The following is a 21182-nucleotide window of genomic DNA, read 5'->3' on the forward strand; positions in this document are numbered from 1 at the left end:
GCTCCTGAATTCTTCTTGAAATTGTTCACATTCCCCGCAACACTTGCCGAATAATATCCGATGGCACTTCATCGGTAACTGTTACTACACCAATTTCTGTTGGTAAAACAAACCGCACTTTCCCGGCCTTGACTTTCTTATCCAATTGCAACGCCTCAATAATTGCCTCAATATCTACCCCAGTTGGTAATTGAGTTGGTAAACCCGCTTTTTGAATTAAAGCATTTTGACGTTCTGTGTCAACATTTTGCCACATTCCCAATTCCACAGCAATTTGACCGGCTGCTACCATACCAATAGCCACTGCTTCACCATGATTTACTAGACGATAACCAGTCAAACTTTCCACTGCATGACCGATGGTATGTCCATAGTTGAGAATCGCCCGTAATCCCCCTTCTTTCTCATCTTTGCTAACAACATCAGCTTTAGCTTGACAAGAACGCGTTAATATGCTGGTTATTAGTTCAGGTTTGACATAGCGGAGTTGGTCGAGGCGTTTACTTGCTTCCAACTGGGCAAACAATTCGGCATCCCAAATTACACCGTATTTAATCACTTCTGCCATTCCTGCCCGAAACTCGCGCATAGGTAGAGTTTTTAACACATCTGCGTCAATCAGAACTAAGCGTGGTTGATGGAATGCCCCAATCAAGTTTTTGCCGTGAGGATGATTTACGCCAGTTTTGCCACCAATTGCCGAATCTACCATCGCTAACAGAGAGGTAGGCACTTGGACAACGTTAATGCCTCGCAGCCAAGTTGCAGCCGCAAAGCCAGTCATATCACCAATTACACCTCCGCCCAAAGCCACCATCGTAGAAGAACGTTCTAGGCGGTTTTCTAAGGCAATATCGTAGAGTTTTTGGATGGAATTGAGGGTTTTGTAGCGTTCCCCAGGTGGTAGGGTGCAGCTAGCAACTTCAAATCCAGCAGATTTTAGGGATGCGATCGCTCTTTCGCCAAAATGTTTAAAAATCGTCGGATTAGAAACCAGCAATACCTTCTTACCTAGCTTGAGACTAGCCATTTGTTGACCGATTTGATCTAAACTCGAAGGTGCGATCGCAATCTCATAAGACTGCCCTGGTAAATTTACATTAATTACAGAAGTCATTGCCCAACCCTAAACAAGCGCCCGTGGGCTGTATTGTATCGCAATCTGGGGATTGGGGATTGGAGACTGGGGACTGGGGACAAGGATAATAACCTATGCCCAATGCCCAACAACTAATGATTCAATAGATTTAGGAAGTATTGTGGAGAAAAACAAATGTTTGCAATTGCAGCTTACATCGGCTTTTTAGCTTTGTTCTTTGGTTTGGCTGTCGGTCTGTTTTTCGGTCTGCGGACTGCCAAAATAATTTAACCAAGAATCTTTCTTGTGGGGTGGGCATCTTGCCTGCCCTCAGTTTACTAGGGACGGGCGAGACGCCCATCCCAGAAAAAGATATTTATCCTACAACAGCCGGACTTGCTATTTTCTCCTGTCTTTGGGAAGGCGATCGCATTCCCAAACCAAGTAAGTTCAGCATTTCTCGGTCAGTGTCATAATCTGGACAGGGAGTTGTCACCGTCAACATCTTGTTGTCGTCGCTGGAAAAGATAGAATTGGCTCCTGCCATGAAGCAGAAAGCTTGCTCAACTTGAGAAAGTCTCGCCCTACCAGCACTAAGACGTACATCGGAAGCTGGCATTAAAATCCTGGCTGTGGCAATCATCCGTACAATATCCCAAATGGGGACATCAGGCTGATTTTCTAAGGGTGTGCCTGGTACTTGTGAAAGAATATTAATCGGCACGGACTCTGGATGCGGATGTAAGTTTGCCAGAGTTTGTAACATTCCAACACGGTCATCAACGGTTTCGCCCAAGCCAAGAATACCGCCAGAACATACAGTAACATTTGTCTGACGGATGTTTTCAATTGTGTTCAAGCGATCGCTATATGTCCTTGTGGTAATAATTGTGCTGTAATATTCCTGCGAGGTATCTAAGTTATGGTTGTAGGCGTAAAGTCCCGCTTCTTCCAATTTCCTGGCCTGATTGGCCGTCAACATACCCAGAGTACAGCACACTTCTAAACCCATTGCCGTCACATCCTTGACCATTTCCAGGACTTCCTCAAATTGTGAGTTGTCCCGCACTTCGCGCCAAGCAGCACCCATACAAATGCGACTAACACCAGTTTCTTTTGCTTTCTGGGCGATGTTAACTACAGTTTCCTTTTCTAGGAGTGCTTGCGCCTTTACCTCTGTTTTATAGCGAGAAGATTGGGCGCAGTAGCTACAATCTTCGGGACAACCCCCAGTTTTAATCGATATGAGTTTACAAACTTGTATTTTTGTTGGGTCATGACATTGGCGATGCACGCTAGCAGCTTGATAAATAAGCTCTAGCAATGGCGTATTGTATATCGCCCGAATCTCTAATTCCTGCCAATCGTAGCGTATTCCCACCACATCACTATCCTTCTTGTAGACTGGGTTGAATCTTGAGCTATTTTTTGCTTGAATCTGCTGCGGTACAGCGTTTGGGCAAAGCAATTTTATTGAAGTTATGCCCTGCACTGTGCTTTATCACCCATTGGCTCTCAATCCTTCCGCTCTAGATATTAGACATCAGCTTATCAAGATTTTGGTGGAATGGCAGATTAAGAGCAAAAATACTCATGTATTGGGGATTTGGGATTTGGGATTGGGGGGACTTATGCAACTGGCGCATATATCTTTTGTTGGTCAGAAGTTAGCTGAGTGGGTTTAGCATAAAACAGGCACAAGAACTATTTTCCTTAGTCCGCCTCTGCGGACTTTGCCTGTGTAGGAGCGAATTCTATTGCCTTGGCTGCTGCTAAACCGCAGGGTATGAGAAAATTTATAAATTTAGTGAATGCTTTTGGAAGAGATCCCGCCAATTAAGTAATTTATGATATCAGAACTGCCAATAATTACAAGCGATCGCCTATTATTACGAGCAGCGATCCATGAAGATATACCCCAAATTCTCAAATACTTCATTAATAATAAAACTTATCTCACTCCATTCTACCCTCTTTGGGCTGATGGTTTCTTCACTGAAGAATATTGGCAATATCAAATAGAGAATAGTTTTCTGGAATTTATCAATGGGCAATCGTTAAAACTATTTATTTTTACCAAAAAAAATCCCACCGTTGTTATTGGAACGGTCAATTTTAGTAATTTTGTTCGAGGAGCCGCTCATTTTTGCTATGTGGGATATAGCCTTGCTGAAAATAAACAAGGTAGAGGGTATATGACAGAAGGGCTAAAATCTGCAACTCAATATCTCTTTCAAGAGTTAAATTTTCACCGAGTTATGGCTAATTACATGCCTCACAATCGACGCAGTGGCAATGTACTCAAAAGACTCGGTTTTGTTATTGAAGGATATGCTAGAGACTATTTATTAATTAATGGTCAATGGGAAGATCATATTTTGACAAGTCTTACAAATCCTAATTGGGAAGTACCTATATTTTAAAAATGGCTGAGTACAAGTCTCAAGAAGATTAAGTTACTTTCCATATTATTTATCATGATAAATTTACTTATTTCTAAATTCTATTTATGAACAGAAATTAGATAATTTTTGTAAGGTTAGCAATCCTTGATTTTCGCACCAACTATTTTTTTAAAATTGTAAATATTGCTAATAGTAAAGATACTAATAATGGTAAAATATCTAAAATATAATAGATTTGATATCTCAAGTATGAACATTTTAAAATTCATAACAAATTCATAATAAATACACAACAAGTCCATAAGCAAATGCAATAGTAAGATTTATTCACTACCTAGCTTATTTATCAAGGTTAGCTTTACCCGATGTGTCCAATCTTATTAAATGACTGAGGAGTTTTTTCAAATGTTCATTAATTCTATAAAGCCCTTTTCTGTATTTTCTGCTATCTTCGCTTTTGCTACCATCTTAAACGGAGTTGTCTTGGCAGCACCATCTCCAAATTCAACCACTACACCAGTCTTAAAAACTCAGACTAGTACTGCATCACACCAGCCCATCAAACTCACAAAGCAACAGCGGCTACAAATTCAACTGGCTCGCCAGCAAAGAGATAAAGATATTCAGGCTCTATTAAACCCGTCCCAAGCTACTAAATTTAAGGCAGCTTTGCAATCACGTCAGAGAATCAGAATAGTGTTAAAATCTTTGGATCTGAATCAAGATCAACAGAAACAGGTTCAATCAATTTTGCAAACTTATAACCTACAAGTGAAAAAAATTCTCTCTTCACAGGTATCACCAGGAACATCAAACTCAGTAGGAATTGCCGCACCAACATCACAACCAATTAACAAATAAAAAACTCAGCTTCATTTAATTAAGGTTAAGTTTCAGGAGACTGGCGGATTTGATACAAACTTCGGTTAAGCCAGTCTTCATCGCAATCAGAAAAACTCACAGGTTGCTTTTAATATTAGTGTGATTCTGAACCAAAAAACTCAAATTTAGAGTCTAAAATTGCTAATTAAGTTAACTTTTTCTTTAATTGTAAAATTTTATTCATTATGCGCTCCAGATTTTGATGGTGGTGCTGCCATATTTTAGAGATAAGTCGCTTTTTGCGTCTATGCTGATGCTGAAGCCAGAGGTAGTATTAAAGGAAGAATGAATTAAGCTTTGCTCGTAATGACTCTGGCTGAAACCCCAAACTACAAGAATTCTAGCAATCCTTTTCTCACCCTCAACTACGAAAGCGCTTTAGAATCTCTAGGCGATGACTACTATGATGAGGTTGCAGCGGCGGAATTTCCCCAACACCTCTTGCGTTGGCGTAACGATGAACTATTACCCCGTTTTGGTCTAGACCCCCAAGTAGTCAAAGACGAAGATTTCATCACAGCCTTTGGCCAATTTCAGGGGCGCAAACCCTTGTTGGCACTGCGTTACCACGGCTATCAATTTGGTGAATATAACGGACAGTTGGGTGATGGTAGAGGCTTTCTCTACGGGCAAGTACGCGCCAATGATGGCCAATTGTACGATTTTGGCACTAAAGGTTCTGGGAGAACGCCCTACTCCCGTGGTGGCGATGGTATGCTGACGCTCAAAGGTGGGGTGCGGGAAGTTCTGGCTGCGGAAGCACTGCATTACTTGGGTGTACGTACTTCGCGCTGTCTGAGCATGATTGAAACAGGTTTACCCCTCTGGCGGGGTGATGAACCTTCGCCTACCCGTTCATCTGTGATGATTAGAATGAGCAGTTCTCATATTCGGTTTGGCACTTTTGAGCGACTGCACTATTTCCAGCGTCCAGATTTAACTAAGAAGCTGTTAGACCACGTAATTGAGCAGTATTATCGACACTTAAATGCTGAAGAAGATAAATATGCTCTGTTTTACGCCGAATTAGTTAAACGAGTTGCAAAACTAGTAGCACAGTGGATGGCGGCTGGTTTTTGTCATGCAGTCCTGAATACTGACAATATGTCGATTACTGGAGAGAGTTTTGACTACGGGCCTTACGCATTTATTCCGAGTTATAACCCATCCTTTATAGCTGCATATTTTGACTATTATGGGCGCTACTGTTACGGTAATCAACCAAGTATTTGTCAACTGAATTTACAAATGCTCCAAGAACCTTTAAAGGCGATTATTGATAAAGGCGAAATGGAAGCTGCATTAGAAAGGTTTGATGAATATTATCAAGCTGAATACAGTTGTTTGATGTTGAAAAAGTTAGGTTTTTTGGAGTTGCCACATCCACAAGCTGCGGAACTGTTGAATCTAACGGTTGAATTTTTGAAAGATAGCCAAGTTGGTTATCACCAGTTTTTTTATGAGATGGCTCGTACTTTTTCATCTAAATGGCGCGATGAACCAGGTTTTGTGATGAATAATTCAGATATTGTGCCAGTGCCGGGTGCGTCAGGAATATTTGATGATTGGTGCATATTATATCATAAAATTTTGAACGATTTTGATAGCGATGTCTACGACGGGCTACGCCTACGCACCGATATAATTGCCCAAACTCTAGCTGTTAATAATCCCAAAACGGTATTATTAAGGCCTGTTATTGAGTCTATTTGGGAACCAATTGCCCAGGAAGATAATTGGCAACCTTTTTATGATTTAGTCAAGGCAATTCAGTCTAGGAGATAGTTAGCAAGGGGCAAGGCTTATAACGAAAATCCTTTTTTTCCTTTGCCCCCCTGCTTTCTTGTCAATAGATGCCTTTGCCCTGCGTTTCCATGAGAAAATGGGGTATGAGTAGCATTCGCACAGAAAACCGTGCTACTTATATTTTGGGATAATTAATAGTTAATAATGATAACGAGCTTGTAAAAAATTTATTTCATCATCTTCTACAAGATATACAATTCTATGTTCTTGTGTTAAACGGCGAGACCAAGTATTAGGATCTAAATATTTTAAAGGTTCCGGTTTACCTTTCCCCTTAAAAGGATCTCGGCAAATCTCTTTGACAAGATCCAAAACTTTAAGGGTAACTCGTTGATCGTTTTCCACCCAAAATTTTAAGTCTTCTAAAAATTCAGGTTGAAATACTGTCTTTCTTTGCTTTTGAGTTGCTGGAATTTCTTCTTTGGATTGGTTTTTGAGGTTCTTCTTTTTGGTCAAATCCCAACTCCTTACTAAGATCATCCAAGCTTTGAGATTTCACAACTCCTGATTTAGCTCGATTTAAAGCTGTTAACAAACGTTCAGCGTTACGAGGGGAACGTAAAAGATGAGCAGTTTCTAGAATACTAAAAAGTTCATCAACAGCTATTAAAGCTACATTTTCAGCATTACGACGTGTAATGATTACAAAATCGCGTTCTGAAGTAACTTTGTCGCACAGTTCAGACAGCTTTTCTCGTGCTTGTGTGTAAGTATAAGTAGTAGAACTCATAAGTATTAAAAGTCACTTTTGTTCTGGCAAATGTAATTAAGTACATTCTCACTCAACCTGTACATTAAGTCTGTACAGGTTGATCCTTTTATCGTAACATAACAGAAATTGATCAAGTAAAATCCTAATTTTTACAACAAAAATGAAAAGGTTCAGGGAACTGGCATTAGTTTGTGGTGCGATCGCTTTTGCCTGCCATAATTATACAAATTAAATACGGGACAGCTTATTTACCACTACCAAGTTTGCCGTATTTTTATCTAGCCTGTAATCCTAAATTCTGTTTGATATAAGTAGAATTATTTTCAGAAATTGAAGTAGTCAAATCTGTGCCAATGACAACAGTGACATCAGATGCAATATCTCCTAAAGAAGCAACTTCTACATCACCGACACCAAGAGCTTGTTCAACTGCATTGGCTGCTTCAGGATTTCCATGTTGAGCAATAATTCTGGTTTTTTTGGCAGAGTCTATATCAGTATCAATTTCATGGCTAGAAAGAAAAATATTCCTAAAACCGTGTTTTTCGAGTAAAGATGTGACTTTTCCTACAGCTTCGGGTTGTCTGGTTGCATTTTGGATGAAAATCTTTATGCCTTGCGGCACCACTAAATTTTTGTCCTCTTCTTTTACTTCTGCATTATTAAAATTAAAATAACGTTGGAGAATTTTTTTAGTAGCTTTATGGTCAGAAATCCAGTAGCTAACATTGTATTCACTTTTTTCACTAAAACGCCCTGGCAGGAGCATAAAATTATGGTGATTGCTTTGAGCTAGAGTTTGAGCTATAGCTAACATTTCATTAATAGATAAATCAGTATCTATATTATCTTGAACTACCTTTAAAATCTGAGGTAATTTAGTAATAGTTTGTGGTTGAAGCAGTGTAATTAGGATATCTTTCAGAACTTGTTGTTGTCGCTGCACTCGACCAATATCACCTAAAGCATCGTGACGAAAACGGATGTATTCTTCTAGATGCTGCCCACTCAACTTTTGTACACCTGCTAAAAAGTGAATGTTGAGGTTCTGTGAATGATCTACATAATCCATTTTTTTGGGAATACTAACTTCAACCCCTCCCAAGGCATCCACCAGATGAATAAAACCTTCTGTATCCAGCCGCACATAACGATCAATTGATACACCATCTAATAGCTGACTTACACTTTGGGCTGCTAGTTTTGTTCCACCACGCACGTTTGCATCATTAATTTTATCTACACCAACTCCATAAAATTTAACGAGAGTATCTCTAGGAATAGATAGTATATTAATCGAATGAGAATCTGGCTTGATTTGGGCCAGTAGCATAGTATCGCTATTGCCTGCTAATGCCTCAGCAGGAGTAAAATTTTTCTCGTGGGGATGTCCAGAATTGTCGATACCGAGAATCAAAATATTCACAGGATGATCTAGAGTTGCAGGAATCAAACCTGTGACACTTTTGGAACTGCCAGGCAGATCAAAAGCAACATCATTTTTTAAGGGAGTTAAACTTACAATCGAGGAGAAAATTGCCCCGCAAGTTGCAGCTACTACTGCCGCACCCATTGCTAAAGCAAATGGCTGTTTTAAAAACTGAGATTTCTTAGGATTATTTCTTTGTTTCACTTCTCACCCACTACACATAAAATTAATTGCCATAGTCTAACCCGGAATTATTGTACTTGCACAGGAGGCTTATAGTGAAGACTACTTTAGATGTGGCTGCCCTAAGTAAGAAGTGAGATTTCCCACTCCTAACTCCTTTTATGCCTAACTAAACTGTTGGGCATAAAACCGCGCATAGCGACGCTCTAGGGCTAATAATTCTTTATGGGTTCCCGATTCGACAATTTGTCCCTGCTCAAGAACTAAAATAATGTGAGTTCGATGGGGAGAAAAAGGCAAAAAGCTTGCTATGTATGGATTTGCCAAGCTGGGTATTCTCCAGGCGATCGCTACGATTGATGGAGAATCGGTCAAAAAGTGACAAAAAAGGCCGAAACTAAGAATATCTAACAAAAATGAGAGTCAGGGCTTAGTCTACCATTGTATCTCGACTCGACATTACAGAAATTTTCTGTGACGTAGATGACTTCTGTGAAAAAGCAGAGGAGCAGAGGGGCAGGGGAGCAGAGGAGAAAAACCACCCACAACACGTCTTTTACTGCCAAAGTGCAGGCTTCGCTGATCCGGCAGGCAGCATAAAGGCACACGCCAAATAAAGCGCGATCGCGTGGGTTGACAAAGCTCTCGGTAAATAGGACATTAATTTGCTCGGGTGTGAGAATTTCTGCCCTGCCGAATCGGTTGATTTTCATTTCACCAATCGCATCTGTCCAAGTCAAAATGCTCTTTATCCCCTTTTGTAGCCGGAAATCCTGACTTTAATTTGGTTTTTTAGGATGTAAAGGAATTTCAATCACAAACTTTGTTCTGTTATCTAATAGGGAATCATACCAGATGTTGCCCCCGTGTTTTTCTACAACTATTTGATAACTGATAAATAACCCCAGTCCTGTACCTTGTCCTACAGATTTAGTAGTGAAAAATGGGTCAAACAATTTCGAGCGAATTTCTTCAGGAATGACCCCAGCATTATCAATTATTGAGATAGATATTCGATTTTCTATTGTGAGCTGAGTTTGAATCCAAATGCTAGGTATTTTGTGTTCTTCTTTATTTGTTGTGACTGACTTTGACAACGCCTCAATAGCATTCATTAAAATCTGCATAAATACCTGGTTGAGTTGACCAGGATAACAATGTACTAAAGGCAATTGACCGTATTCTTTAATAATTTGAATTGACCGCCCTGATGGTTGTAACTGAAGGCGGTGATGCAAAATCATCAAGGTATTATCTATTCCCGAATGAATGTCTGCTTCCTTAAAATCAGATTCATCCAAGCGAGAAAAATTTCGGAGTGATACAATAATATCTCGAATCCGATTTGTACCACCTTGCATTGATTGGAGAATGCTGTTGAGGTCTTGTGCAATAAAGTCGAGTTCTATCGAGTTAATCAGTTGTTGAATTGATGGTGGTGGGTGAGGGTAATGCTGCTGATACGCTATCACTAATTCCAGCAAATTTTGAGTATACCCATCTAAATACTTGAGGTTTCCGTGGATGAAGTTGATCGGGTTGTTAATCTCGTGTGCTACTCCAGCCACTAGTTGCCCCAAACTGGACATTTTTTCTGTTTGAATGATTTGTGCTTGGCTATGTTGCAGCTGTGAAAGTGCAAGTTGTGCAAGTTGAGCATTGTTACGAGCTTCAGTATAAAGTTGTGCTTGTTTCAAAGATATTACAAGCTGATGATTCGCCTGAATGTAGTCAAGAATTAGTCCAGTCAGTGGCACTAGGTAAGCAATAATTTTTAAAAAATGAGCAATATTAAAGTCATTATCGAATAGCGCTTTGGAGCCAAAAACCATGTGTAATTGGGTAACAGTATTAGGAATAGTACTGATAATTAAAGAGTGAGAAAATAGACTAGGATGCTGATGCCAAAAACGTGGATAAAGAAGAATGCCAGCAACCAAAAAGAGAATTAGGGGTATGGCATCCCAAGGTCGAGTGACAATTGATTTTGGGAAGATGGTTTGTGGGAGGATATGACTATTTGCACAAGCCGCAATTATGCTATAGCAAACTAATCCCAAAGACAGAGTTATTACAACTACAAAACTGAGACTACCTTGCCACTTTCTCGGTTTAATTATTAAAAAAATCATCACCCCAATTATTGTCACTAAGGCATTAGCAAGCCGACATAATGCCCAGGTAAAAGGGATCAGTTTACTGTTATCAGCCACGGCTGTGATTAATCTATCCGCAGCTAGGGTGTGGAATGCATCCATTAGTCCAGCGCACAGCAAAGTCACACCAATTATTGGCGTGATGACATCTCCTTTGATGTAGAAGTGGGTAAAAGCCAGAATGACAATGAAAATGGCAGTACATACAGCACTCCATTCTAAAATTGTATGAATGAAACTTCCTTCTAATTGGTGATAGATAACTTCTTGGCAAGAGGTAATCAATTTGGTATTTCCACAAACACCTTCTCTTGTTGGGAATGCAATATCTGAAGCAAAACTAAATCCCAACAGGTTTAATCCCAATGGGAATAGGCAAATTAGCCATATTGTCACAATTAACCACGCAGGAAGTTTCGATGTTTGCTCTGTTGATATCGCTACCACAAGTACCTCTGGAGTAGAAATTAATGCGTAGGGAGAATAGAGCAAAGTACTTGAAATATATGAAAAGACAAGACTTCTATTTTTCCTTTTTCTTATAATTCCCAAAAATCAGTAGACTCTAACTAAACGTGAGTTCGATGAGGAGAAAAAGGCAAAAAGCTTGCTATGTATGGATTTGCCAAGCTGGGTATTCTCCAGCCGATCGCTACGATTGATGGAGAATCGGTCAAAAAGCGACAAAAAAGGCCGAAACTAAGAATATCTAACAAAAATGAGGGTCAGGGCGATGTCTACCATTGTATCTCGACTCGACATTACAGAAATTTTCTGTGACGTAGATGACTTCTGTAAACAGTGGGAACACTTATGGCAGCAAATACCACAGTTACCATCGACAATAGGAGAGATGACTGAGGATTTAATTGGTAAACTTTTTGGTGACAGAGGATATGTTTCACAAAAATTATTTGAGGAGTTATACGAGCGAGGTAAGCGAGTTAATTACTAAATCCAAGAAAAACATAAAAAACCGCTTATTCTAATTGCTTGATAAAATTTTGTTACGCAAATAAGCAGTCATTGAATCGGTGAATGACCATCTCAAAAATATTTGTCAAAACAAATTTAAAATCGCAAATCTAAAATTCAAAATCGTTTGACTAACTGAACTGCTGGGCATAAAACCGCGCATAGCGACGCTCTAGGGCTAATAATTCTTCATGGGTTCCCGATTCGACAATTTGTCCCTGTTCGAGAACTAAAATACGATCGCACCTCCTAACTGTCGATAACCTGTGAGCAATAATAAACACCGTCCGTTTTTCCATCAATCTTTCCAGTGCTTCCTGTACCAGTGCTTCCGATTCGGAATCTAAGGCTGATGTCGCTTCATCCAGAATCAAGATTTGGGGATTGAGCAGAACAGCACGAGCGATCGCAATTCTTTGTCTTTGTCCACCTGATAAGTTTACCCCACGCTCACCTACCCAAGTCTTATAACCCTCTGGTAGTTGGCTAATAAATTGATGGGCATTAGCAATTTTTGCCGCCTCTTTAACTGCTTTGATGTCAAAAATATCTTGTCCAAAGGCGATATTTTGGGCAATTGTCCCGGAAAACATGATGGTTTCTTGAGGAACAATCCCAATTTGTCGCCGCAGACTATGCAGCTTGACATCTCGAATATCAACATCGTCAATGAAGATTTGACCAACTTCCGGGTCATAAAAACGCGGGAGGAGATTCACAAATGTGGTTTTACCAGCACCAGAAGCACCCACAAGTGCGATCGCTTCACCTGGCGATACCAATAAGCTGATATCTTTTAATACAGGTTCACCTGGCTTATAGGCGAAGGAAATATGACGATATTCTACTTTACCCTTGACTGGGGGGAGAGCGATCGCATTAGTCTTTTCAATCACCGTCGGTTGAATCGCCATCAATTCAAAAACGCGGTCAACAGATGCTTCACCCTGCTTAAATTCGTTGTAGTTGTTAGTAGTATGACCAATGGGATCAATTAACAGCGCCGCCGCCGCCAGATAACTGAAAAAATTCGCCACTGTTAAGTTATGCTGGGAGATTTGCCACGCTCCCACAATCAGTAAGGATAAGGCACTTAAGGCTTCCAAAAATCCGATGATGGGAATCTGAATCGCTTTTAGCTGTTCGGCTGAGTATTTGGCTTTCAGACTGCGTTCTGCTTCATGGCCAAAGCGGGCAATTTCGTAATTTTCGGCAGCAAAAGCCTGTACCAAACGAATACCGTTGAAAACTTCCGCGAGAATGGCTGATAAACCCGACACGCGATTTTGACTTTTCAAGGAATATTTGCGTAACCGTTCACCAAACCAACCAACTAAAATACCCATCAGTGGCGCAACTATCACTGTTGCGAGTGTCAGTTGCCAATTTAGGTAAATCATGTAAATCGGAATTGCTACCAACTGCAAAATACAGGGAATAAAGTCGTGAAATACTTTATTTACCACTTCGCCAACGCGGTCAACATCTTCCGTGAGGCGGTAAGATAAATCACCTGCTTTTGCAGTTTCAAAATAGCTGAGATTCAGCTTTTGCAGATGGGCGTAGACTTGTTGGCGGAGATGAAAAGCAACTCTCAAAGCAGCTTTCGCCATGTACATATCTTGTATAGACTGAAACAAGCCTCTAACAAGAAATACTAAAGCACAACTACCAGTTATTTGAGCGATCGCTACTACATTACCTTGGGCAAAGGGAATTGCCAACTTTCCGGCGACATTAATCAACACTAATGTCGCCAGCACGTATCCCAAGATGCCAATAAGTCCCTTGGTGATGGTTCGCCACTGGAGTCGGATATAAGGCAGTAGTAGCCAGTAATTAGAACGGGTTTTCAAGCTCGAAAGTCCACAACGATATTTTACTTTGTTTGACGCTAGCAGTTTTTGATGAGTTTCTGAACAGTTCACTAATTAGTTACAAACTGTTTTAGCATTCATCATAGAGTTTCCCGGTGTTCTTCTATGATTGAAGTGAAATGTTTCATTATTGCCAGTAGGAATTTCAAAACTATGACTAGCATGACCTAAATTGCCCCAGATATCTATCTCATCTCAACCTAGAACCATTTTATTTCCGGCAGAAACGTTACGAAGGCTCAGATCCCCGACTTCTTGAAGAAGTCGGGGATCTGAGCCTCTCGGTGGAGAGCAAATCAAATAGGATTGCTTGCTATAGTACTAGCTTTATCAGCTTTAAAATCATTATAAATAATTACTGTCACAAACAATAAATAGAGGTTTAGATATGGTAAATTCATTTGATTGGATTGTATTAAAATCCAGACATATAGTAAAAGACAGATGGATTTCAGTACGGTCTGATACTTGCCAAATGCCTAATGGAACAATAGTTGACCCCTATTATGTTCTTGAATATCCAACATGGGTAAATGTTGTAGCTTTAACCAAAAATCAGGAAGTTATTTTAGTAAAGCAATATCGCCACGGTCTGAAAAAAACAATTCTAGAATTGCCCAGTGGTGCTGTAGAGGCTGAAGATGTTTTACCAGTGGAAGCTGCAAAACGCGAATTACTGGAAGAGACTGGTTACACTAGCAATAATTTTTTTGAAACTGGTATACTATCACCAAACCCAGCAAATCATACTAATCTAACCCATTGTTTTTTAGCAACAGATGTGGAACGTATAGCTGATTTAAAGTTAGATGTTACCGAAGAAATTGATTTAGTTTTGTTGCCACTGGAAAAGATAATTCAAGCTATTGATAATGGGATATTGCTGCAAACATTACATATTAGTTCATTATTTTTTGCTCTAAAAAAACTTGGAAAAGTGCAATTTTGTTAGAACTAAAGAAGTAGACGAAGGATTATTACCCTTAGATGATATTGAGTTTTCAAAATGAGTTATTTATACTTGATAGAATTGATAAATTAATCAAACTTAACAATCTTAAAGAGGCTTAATTATGAAAACCGAACACGAACGCGAACAATTAATCAAAGCTATCAACGTACTGTTAAACCAAGCTTACGATAGTACCCTAGATGAAATTTATGCACTACTTCAGAAAATCGAAGATGAAGAGGACGAAAACGATTTAAGAGCCTATCATGCTGCTAAAAGTGATATAGAAAATAATAGTATTATCGCATGGGACGACATTAAAAAGGAAATCGCTAATGAAAGAAAAAAGGGCGTAGCGTGAGTTACGAAGTTAAATTTACCAATGGCGCTAGAAAAATGTTTAAAAAACTATCTCAAGAATTACAAGATCGCATACAACCCAAAATAGATGAGTTGGCTATAGAACCACGTCCCAATGGAGTTAAAAAGTTACAGGGTGAAGAAAACACATATCGAATTAGAGTAGGCGATTATCGAGTTATATACGATATTTTCGATGATGTTTTATTGGTAAATGTTATAGATGTCGGACATCGTAACAAGGTTCATAAAAATGAAAGTTGACAAACAAGAAAATATTAGAGATATCGCTTACACTGTCTTCGCTACAAGTACTTAAACAAAATTAATTACACACTATTTAGGAATGAAACCCTTGTCCAGACTAAAAATTGTGTGTAAATAATTCTGTGCGATTTGCTGTCGCTAGTGCGTTCTAAAAAATTAGCCCCCTCCTTACTTCTAAGGAAAGAGCTAAATTAATCTTCTTTAATTACGAATTACGAACTACGAATTACGAATTACTTAATATCCGCCTTCTTCTTCGTATTCTGGCTGTCTTTCCTTAACTTTCTTAGGAATATTCACAGGCTTTGGTGCATCTTCCCAAGCATCACCGTCTACGTCGTCATAATCGTCGTATTCGTCAACATAAGGCTTGCTATAAGGCTTGGCTTCATACTTTAGCGGCTGCGGTTGTTGATACCTGTCGTTGCCCGTTGCTTCGCTCCAGTTATCTTCTTCCTCGTCTTCTTCGTATTGAATAGACTCATACTGCCGCGCCTTCATTACCTGACGCTGTGGCCTTTCCTCTTCCACATAGTCTTCATTCCATTCTTCTTCCCGCGCTACGGGTTCAGGAGCGCGAACTTTTTGCCTGGGTGGCTGCAATGGTACTCCACTAGGCAGTTGATTGGCTGGTGCAACTTGGCGCGGTGGAGTATAGCCGTATTCTTCTTCTGCATCGCGCTCCCACGGCGCTTTACCGATACCCAAGCGCTCTAGTAAACCAACTGTCAACTGGTTCACCCGTTCTTCGGCTCCCTCAAATACAATCAACCGATTGGGGCCAGTGCTGACAATTTCATCTACTGAGAACTCATAAGTACTCACAAATTGATCGGGAATTTGGGGCAATCCTAAAGAAGCAATGACTATAGATTCAAGCTTCCCATTTTCACCGTTGAACTTGAAGCCCCGAACTTTGCCTAATACTTCACCTGTTTCTGTAATTACTTCCCAGTTAATCAGATTACTGAGAGATTCAACTTCGATATCTTCAATGACATCTTCGTTATCAACCAGGATAACATCACCAATCTGGCTGATGTTGTTGAGGTACATATAGCGCGGTATGCCCGAAATGGAGATCAGGCTGTCTCGCAAACCAAGAGCCACAACCTCTCGTTGATCGATATCTACCCAGACTTGACTGATGATGCCTAGCCGCTTGCCGTTGTCGCGGGTAATCACCTGGGTATTTAATATGTCGGAACGCCTAATTATCTGTTCGGAGGTCATTCTATACCGAGTCCTGATCTCGAATCCGGTTTAACGCGATGTGCGACTTATTCTTGCAACCCTGCTTCCATTCCTCTCTCACAGTGAACGAAAGGCTTTGATTTTTGCTCTCTTTCGCTGGTAGGGAAGGGGTTGGGGGTTAGGTTTGAGAGAAAGTCGGACATTACGTGGTTTATCTATACACTATTATTAACAAAAACTCAAGCAGATGTATTGGATGATTGTAACTTAATCCCCAAAACTTGAGTGTAAGCTCCTCGTGCTTGAGTAACGCCAATTGTGCGTTCGGCTGATTCTATCATCGGACGACGCAAACTCACAACTATAAATTGCGCTTGTTGTGACTGTTGTTTAATCATTCTAGCTAATCGCTCTACGTTTGCTCCATCTAGGAACATATCTACTTCGTCAAAGGCGTAAAATGGCGATGGGCGGTAGCGTTGCAGGGCAAAAATAAAGCTCAAGGCTGTGAGTGATTTTTCTCCCCCAGACATGGATGCTAGGCGCTGTACGGGTTTGCCTTTGGGATGTGCGACTAAATTCAATCCACTGCTAAAGGGATCTTCGGGATTTTCTAGTTGTAAGAAGCCGTCGCCGTCGGAAAGAATGGCAAAAATCGATTGAAAGTTTTCATTAACGGCATCGAAAGCTTCTTTAAAGGCAAGTTGCCGCAATGTGGTAAAGTTTTCAATCCGTAAAAGTAGTTCGGTGCGTTCCCCTTCTAGTGTCTCTAATTTTTGCGTCAGTTCTTGGAGACGGTTTTGCGTGCGTTCGTATTCTTCCAACGCCAGCATATTAACAGGTTCCATCGCCTGTAAGCGTTTGGTAAGCGATCGCAATTCTTTCTGTAATTCTTCCAAGTCTACCTGATCTGGTACTTCCGGCAAGGGATTTGGTAATTCTGCTCCCACATCCCGCAATTGAGTTTGCAGTGCAATTAGTTCCTCTCGCCGCTTCTCTTGGGTTTCTTGGAGTTTTTGGATTTCCCATTGCAATTGTTGTTGGCGTAAAAGGTGCGATCGCACTTCCAATTCTGTAGCGTCGCGTTTTTGTTTCTCTTCGCCCAAATTTTGCTCCATTTCACTCAACGATAAACGGGTTTGGGTGATTTGGTCGTTTATTGTTGTGGTTTGTGTGGAGACGCGATGAATCGCGTCTCTACAAGAGATTTGTTGGGTTTCGTATTCGGTGATTCGCGTTTCTGCTTCTTGGATTTTTTCTTGGAGGCGTTGTTGTTGATTTTCTAAATTTTTTAATCTTTGTTCGGCTTCCCGTAACGCTGTTTCGCATTGTTGCAATTGTTGCTCTTGAATTTTAATGGTTGCCTGGATTTGTTGCCATTCACTGGGGGTTTGGGATGCTTCTAACTCGGCTAAGGCGTGTCGCAATTGTTGCAACTCATTTTCTTGTCCCGGTAATTCCCTCTCTAAAATTTCTAATCGAGATTGAGCAGTGGTTAACTTTTGGCTGTTTTGGGCGAGTTGCGATCGCGTCCCTTCTAATTGCGCTGTTAAACTCTTAATGTCTTTCTGCAACTGTTCCAATTGCAACTGCTGTTCGCGCCGCGCCTGACGCGCTTCTGTGAGTTCCTGGGTGAGTTTTTTGGTTTTGGTTGACAAAGTTGCGATCGCTTCAGTACAACGCTCTAAAACCCGCTCAATATCCACTAAGCGACTTCTTAAAGCGATCGCTTCATCAGATTCCGCCGCTTCTGCGTTACCAAACCGCAAGGCTGAACGATTGCTGTTACTACCACCAGTCATTGCACCGCTAGTTTCCAGAAGTTCTCCGTCTAAGGTGACAATGCGATACAGCCCTAAGTTTTTCCGCGCCGCTTCCAGGCTGGCAAAAACTACCGTGTTACCGAAAACATAGCTGAATACATCTTTGTAACGGCGATCGCAATCGACTAAGTTCACAGCATAGTTAACGAAGCCACTAGCAAAACGCAGCGTTGCATCTTGAGTAAATTTGGGGGCGTGAATTTTATTTAGTGGTAAAAAAGTTGCTCTCCCTGCACGTTTCTGTTTGAGGAGTTCAATCCCGGCTGCGGCGATGCTGTCATCTTCCACCACAATATGTCCCAAGCGTCCACCAGCAGCCATTTCCAAAGCTAACTGATGGCGGGGTTCCACCTTTGCCAATTGCACAACTAAGCCACAAAGTCCAGGCATTCCCGATTGTAAAATGACTTTACTCGCTTGGGTTCCTTGAACTTCTTGCTGTGCTTGCGCTTGCGCCTCGATTTTATCCAATTGGCGTTGTTTTTCTCGTTGTTCAGAAAGTAACCGTTTTTGGGTTTCCTGTTGGATTTGCAGTTCTTGTTCTGTGGCTGAGAGCTTTTGAGCTAAATTTTGGATGGGTTCGCTAGAGGCGTTAAATTCTGTTTCAACTCGATAACACTCAGTTTGTTTTTCTGCTAAAAGGGGTTCGTCGCGTTCAATTAACTGGGTTTGCTCTTGGATAAGTTGCTGTAACTGATGATTGCGTTCCCTGAGTTGTGCTTGTTCGGTGCGTTGCGGTTCTAGGGTGTGTAGCAAAGCTTCAATTTGACGGTTGAATGCTGTTTGTTGCTGCACCCATGCTTCGGAAGCCGAGGCAATTTCGGCGGCGGCTTCGCGGGAGGTTTCTAAGGATTGGTGGGCTTCATTCCTTTGGTGTTGGGAAGACGCGATGAATCGCGTCTCTACAATGTGTGTTTCGGCAATTTCTTCTAGGGAATGACGGTGTTTTTGAATTTCTTGCTGAGTCTGAGTTAGACGTTTGGCAGTTTCTTGGGAAGCTGTTTGTAATTCGGTTAGCTGACGCTGGAGTTGTTTACGTTCTGCTTCTTGGGTAGCGAGGGTAGATTGTACCGCCAACAGTTCTTCTTCTCCCAAGGCTTTGACATGGGCATTGAGTTGTTCTAGTTCAGCAGTTTTTTGGACGATTTGGGAATTTAGGTTTGTGAGTTGGGTAGTGAGTTCAGTAGAGTTGCGATCGCCTGTTTGAATTTCGTGAACTAATTTTTCTTGTTGTGCTTGTAGCGATCGCCATGATAAAACAGCTTCCCAAGATTGTTTGGCCAGAAATTCTGTGCGGAGTTTTTGATATTTCTCAGCTTTAGCACGATCTTGGGAAAGGCGATCGCGTTGTGCTGTTAATTCTGTTTCAATAATTCGACAGCTATCTTCCTTTTCCTTCACCTCATCTAAAGTTGACTTGGCTTGGACAATTTTGCGATCGAACGCCGCCACCCCAGCCAATTCATCAATAATTTCCCGCCGTTCTCGCGCATTCATCGAGATAATGCTGGTGACATCCCCTTGCAGCACAACGTTGTAGCCTTCGGGATAAACCCGCAGGTTACTTAATTCCCCATGCAATTCTGTCAACGTGCAAGCTTCACCATTGATATAGTAATTCGAGGTGTAAGTCCCTTGGTGAGTGACTCGCAGTCTTCTAGTAACACTCCACTCTGCCGATTTTGGATTTTGGATTTTGGATTTTGGATTTTCTTCCCCTACTTCCCCTACCTCCCCTGCTTCCCCTGCTTCCCCTGCTTCCTCCCTTTGCGGCTTTGTGTCTTTGTGTGAGATTTCATCTGACAAATCAAATGTCACAGTGACGCTAGCCTCAATAGAAGCGCGTCCTTTAGCTGTTTGAGTATTATTTACTAAATCCGGTAGGCGATCGGCTCGCATTCCCTTAGAACTGGAGAGTCCGAGGCAAAATAGCAGTGCATCTAAAATATTTGACTTACCCGAACCATTTGGCCCAGATATGACAGTACACCCCGGTAGCAAAGGGACTGAGGTAGTGCCACCGAAGGATTTGAAGTTGGTAAGTTCCACGCGCTTGATATGCACCATAGGCGCTGGTTCACTGGGCTAATGAAGAACAAGTGTATCAACTAATTAAAAATTCGCAAGAGGGTAGGGGGAAAATTAGGGATTATCGAACCACAGAGGCACGGAGAACGCAGAGAGGGGAAGGAGAATCGTGGTTTAGAGAAAATTATCAGTTCATTACTATTTCTTGCAAGACTATTTTACAAGTATGTAAGATGATTTTATAGGTAAATATAATAAAGTAAATTATGCAACTAGAAGATTACTTCGACTTTCAGCGACCTGATGATATTCGACTCAAAGGTACAAGAGTAGGAATTGAAACTATACTCTATGATTTCATCCATCGGTGTCGGACTCCAGAAGAAATTTCCCAAAGTTATCCATCAGTAACTTTAGAGCAAGTATATGCAACTATTCTCTATTACCTGCATAACAAGGAAGCAGTCAGTGCTTACATAGCTGATTGGCTAGAACATAGTCACCGAATGCGAGAAGAACAGCGACGTAATCCACCACCTGTTGTAATCAAATTGCTAAAACTGAAAGCTGAAAGAGAAGCGATGAAAAAAGTACATGACTCTCAAATATCTTCTTGATGAAAATGTTGATAAAGTCTACAATAGACAATTTATCCAGCGCAACCCTACCTTAATGATGTGGGTGGTTGGTGATCCTGGCGCTCCTCCCAGAGGCACATTAGATCCAGAAATATTATGCTGGTGTGAGGAATATAACTTTATTTTAGTCACAAATAACCGTACATCTATGCCGGGACATTTAGCTGAACATATCGCGCAAGACCGTAGTATACCAGGTATTTTTATTTTGAATGACAAATTAACTATTGGTCAGACTATTGATGAATTAAGTCTAATTGCTCAAGCATCTTTTAATGATGAATATCAAAACCGAATTATTCACTTACCACTGCCTCAATAGCGATAATACTTATAATCTTGTATAGTTATTCTGATAAAGGCTATAAAGGAGTAAATTGATGACTACTACTTTATACCATTTATTTGTGAAGCTGC

The 21182-nt window shown here is 40.8% G+C and carries 21 protein-coding genes and 1 pseudogene; 11 read left to right on the forward strand and 11 right to left on the reverse strand.

What is annotated here, in order from left to right:
- Positions 1-25: 25 nt before the first annotated feature.
- Complete coding sequence (aroB, locus tag V7K76_RS33835; protein WP_334776883.1) at positions 26-1117, reverse strand: 3-dehydroquinate synthase; 1092 nt, start codon at positions 1115-1117, stop codon at positions 26-28.
- Positions 1118-1273: 156 nt separating this feature from the next.
- Here aroB and petL point away from each other — a divergent pair, with 156 nt between their 5' ends.
- Positions 1274-1369 carry a cytochrome b6-f complex subunit PetL gene (petL, locus tag V7K76_RS33840; RefSeq protein ID WP_334776884.1) on the forward strand — a complete coding sequence of 32 codons (96 nt, stop codon included), beginning with the start codon at positions 1274-1276 and terminating at the stop codon, positions 1367-1369.
- An 85-nt stretch (positions 1370-1454) separates the two neighbouring features.
- Here petL and bioB read toward each other — a convergent pair whose 3' ends face one another.
- Complete coding sequence (gene bioB, locus V7K76_RS33845) at positions 1455-2462, reverse strand: biotin synthase BioB (protein WP_334777022.1); 1008 nt, start codon at positions 2460-2462, stop codon at positions 1455-1457.
- A 97-nt stretch (positions 2463-2559) separates the two neighbouring features.
- Between bioB and V7K76_RS33850 the strand changes: the two genes are divergently transcribed.
- The 4 genes from V7K76_RS33850 to V7K76_RS33865 all read left to right on the forward strand — a co-directional run bounded on the left by V7K76_RS33850 (position 2560) and on the right by V7K76_RS33865 (position 6150).
- On the forward strand, positions 2560-2763 hold the full coding sequence (locus tag V7K76_RS33850) for a hypothetical protein (RefSeq protein ID WP_334776885.1): 204 nt from the start codon (positions 2560-2562) through the stop codon (positions 2761-2763).
- 162 nt (positions 2764-2925) lie between these two features.
- Positions 2926-3501, forward strand: coding sequence for a GNAT family N-acetyltransferase (locus tag V7K76_RS33855; RefSeq protein WP_334776886.1), 576 nt, complete (start codon positions 2926-2928; stop codon positions 3499-3501).
- 387 nt (positions 3502-3888) lie between these two features.
- The gene (locus tag V7K76_RS33860) at positions 3889-4344 is read left to right on the forward strand and encodes a hypothetical protein (protein WP_334776887.1); all 456 of its coding nucleotides are present in this window, start codon (positions 3889-3891) and stop codon (positions 4342-4344) included.
- Positions 4345-4671: 327 nt separating this feature from the next.
- Positions 4672-6150 (forward strand): protein adenylyltransferase SelO, encoded by a 1479-nt coding sequence (locus V7K76_RS33865; RefSeq protein ID WP_334776889.1) that lies wholly within the window; start codon positions 4672-4674, stop codon positions 6148-6150.
- A gap of 159 nt (positions 6151-6309) precedes the next feature.
- On the opposite strand, the gene V7K76_RS33870 is transcribed toward V7K76_RS33865, so the two are convergent.
- From V7K76_RS33870 to V7K76_RS33895, 6 genes are all read right to left on the reverse strand, one after another.
- Complete coding sequence (locus V7K76_RS33870; protein WP_322680486.1) at positions 6310-6516, reverse strand: Txe/YoeB family addiction module toxin; 207 nt, start codon at positions 6514-6516, stop codon at positions 6310-6312.
- Positions 6517-6541: 25 nt separating this feature from the next.
- Positions 6542-6901, reverse strand: a complete 360-nt coding sequence (locus tag V7K76_RS33875; protein WP_334776892.1) for a type II toxin-antitoxin system Phd/YefM family antitoxin — start codon at positions 6899-6901, stop codon at positions 6542-6544.
- Positions 6902-7157: 256 nt separating this feature from the next.
- On the reverse strand, positions 7158-8516 hold the full coding sequence (locus V7K76_RS33880; RefSeq protein WP_334776894.1) for an LCP family protein: 1359 nt from the start codon (positions 8514-8516) through the stop codon (positions 7158-7160).
- Positions 8517-8660: 144 nt separating this feature from the next.
- Entirely contained in the window at positions 8661-8870 is a 210-nt protein-coding gene (locus V7K76_RS33885) for a hypothetical protein (RefSeq protein ID WP_334776896.1), read from the reverse strand.
- A gap of 32 nt (positions 8871-8902) precedes the next feature.
- Positions 8903-9235, reverse strand: a complete 333-nt coding sequence (locus V7K76_RS33890; RefSeq protein ID WP_334776897.1) for a hypothetical protein — start codon at positions 9233-9235, stop codon at positions 8903-8905.
- 39 nt (positions 9236-9274) lie between these two features.
- Positions 9275-11098 carry an ATP-binding protein gene (locus V7K76_RS33895; protein WP_334776898.1) on the reverse strand — a complete coding sequence of 608 codons (1824 nt, stop codon included), beginning with the start codon at positions 11096-11098 and terminating at the stop codon, positions 9275-9277.
- A 286-nt stretch (positions 11099-11384) separates the two neighbouring features.
- Between V7K76_RS33895 and V7K76_RS33900 the strand changes: the two are divergent.
- Positions 11385-11667: pseudogene (locus V7K76_RS33900) on the forward strand (transposase); the annotation flags it as partial.
- Between the two features lie 90 nt (positions 11668-11757).
- On the opposite strand, the gene V7K76_RS33905 reads toward V7K76_RS33900, so the two are convergent.
- Positions 11758-13482, reverse strand: a complete 1725-nt coding sequence (locus V7K76_RS33905) for an ABC transporter ATP-binding protein (RefSeq protein WP_334777023.1) — start codon at positions 13480-13482, stop codon at positions 11758-11760.
- Positions 13483-13891: 409 nt separating this feature from the next.
- Between V7K76_RS33905 and V7K76_RS33910 the strand changes: the two genes are divergently transcribed.
- The 3 genes from V7K76_RS33910 (at position 13892) to V7K76_RS33920 (ending at position 15079) form a co-directional block, all read left to right on the forward strand.
- Positions 13892-14455: an NUDIX hydrolase gene (locus V7K76_RS33910; protein ID WP_334776900.1), complete on the forward strand. Its 564-nt coding sequence runs from the start codon at positions 13892-13894 to the stop codon at positions 14453-14455.
- 121 nt (positions 14456-14576) lie between these two features.
- A complete protein-coding gene (locus tag V7K76_RS33915) occupies positions 14577-14816 on the forward strand; it encodes a hypothetical protein (RefSeq protein WP_334776901.1) in 240 nt (79 codons plus the stop codon).
- Entirely contained in the window at positions 14813-15079 is a 267-nt protein-coding gene (locus V7K76_RS33920) for a type II toxin-antitoxin system RelE family toxin (RefSeq protein WP_334776903.1), read from the forward strand. The genes V7K76_RS33915 and V7K76_RS33920 overlap by 4 nt, the downstream gene beginning before the upstream one ends.
- A 240-nt stretch (positions 15080-15319) precedes the next feature.
- Here V7K76_RS33920 and V7K76_RS33925 read toward each other — a convergent pair whose 3' ends face one another.
- Together V7K76_RS33925 and smc are read right to left on the reverse strand one after the other, a co-directional pair.
- A complete protein-coding gene (locus V7K76_RS33925; RefSeq protein ID WP_334695816.1) occupies positions 15320-16315 on the reverse strand; it encodes a PRC-barrel domain-containing protein in 996 nt (331 codons plus the stop codon).
- Positions 16316-16515: 200 nt separating this feature from the next.
- Positions 16516-20166 (reverse strand): chromosome segregation protein SMC, encoded by a 3651-nt coding sequence (gene smc / locus V7K76_RS33930; protein WP_334776904.1) that lies wholly within the window; start codon positions 20164-20166, stop codon positions 16516-16518.
- A 227-nt stretch (positions 20167-20393) separates the two neighbouring features.
- Here smc and V7K76_RS33935 point away from each other — a divergent pair, with 227 nt between their 5' ends.
- Both V7K76_RS33935 and V7K76_RS33940 read left to right on the forward strand, forming a co-directional pair.
- The gene (locus tag V7K76_RS33935) at positions 20394-20744 is read left to right on the forward strand and encodes a DUF433 domain-containing protein (RefSeq protein WP_334776905.1); all 351 of its coding nucleotides are present in this window, start codon (positions 20394-20396) and stop codon (positions 20742-20744) included.
- Positions 20722-21087, forward strand: a complete 366-nt coding sequence (locus tag V7K76_RS33940; protein WP_334776907.1) for a hypothetical protein — start codon at positions 20722-20724, stop codon at positions 21085-21087. Before V7K76_RS33935 ends, V7K76_RS33940 begins: the two co-directional genes overlap by 23 nt.
- Positions 21088-21182 lie beyond the last annotated feature (95 nt).

It is taken from the genome of Nostoc sp. (assembly GCF_036917975.1).
GTDB lineage: Bacteria > Cyanobacteriota > Cyanobacteriia > Cyanobacteriales > Nostocaceae > Nostoc.

Coding starts and splice junctions, on each gene's coding strand:
- V7K76_RS33865 (WP_334776889.1), top strand. CDS start 4,672: ATGACTCTGGCTGAAACCCCAAACTACAAGAATTCTAGCAATCCTTTT.
- V7K76_RS33855 (WP_334776886.1), top strand. CDS start 2,926: ATGATATCAGAACTGCCAATAATTACAAGCGATCGCCTATTATTACGA.
- petL (WP_334776884.1), top strand. CDS start 1,274: ATGTTTGCAATTGCAGCTTACATCGGCTTTTTAGCTTTGTTCTTTGGT.
- V7K76_RS33850 (WP_334776885.1), top strand. CDS start 2,560: ATGCCCTGCACTGTGCTTTATCACCCATTGGCTCTCAATCCTTCCGCT.
- V7K76_RS33860 (WP_334776887.1), top strand. CDS start 3,889: ATGTTCATTAATTCTATAAAGCCCTTTTCTGTATTTTCTGCTATCTTC.
- smc (WP_334776904.1), bottom strand. CDS start 20,166: ATGGTGCATATCAAGCGCGTGGAACTTACCAACTTCAAATCCTTCGGT.
- V7K76_RS33910 (WP_334776900.1), top strand. CDS start 13,892: ATGGTAAATTCATTTGATTGGATTGTATTAAAATCCAGACATATAGTA.
- aroB (WP_334776883.1), bottom strand. CDS start 1,117: ATGACTTCTGTAATTAATGTAAATTTACCAGGGCAGTCTTATGAGATT.
- V7K76_RS33875 (WP_334776892.1), bottom strand. CDS start 6,901: ATGAGTTCTACTACTTATACTTACACACAAGCACGAGAAAAGCTGTCT.
- V7K76_RS33940 (WP_334776907.1), top strand. CDS start 20,722: ATGACTCTCAAATATCTTCTTGATGAAAATGTTGATAAAGTCTACAAT.
- V7K76_RS33915 (WP_334776901.1), top strand. CDS start 14,577: ATGAAAACCGAACACGAACGCGAACAATTAATCAAAGCTATCAACGTA.
- V7K76_RS33925 (WP_334695816.1), bottom strand. CDS start 16,315: ATGACCTCCGAACAGATAATTAGGCGTTCCGACATATTAAATACCCAG.
- V7K76_RS33935 (WP_334776905.1), top strand. CDS start 20,394: ATGCAACTAGAAGATTACTTCGACTTTCAGCGACCTGATGATATTCGA.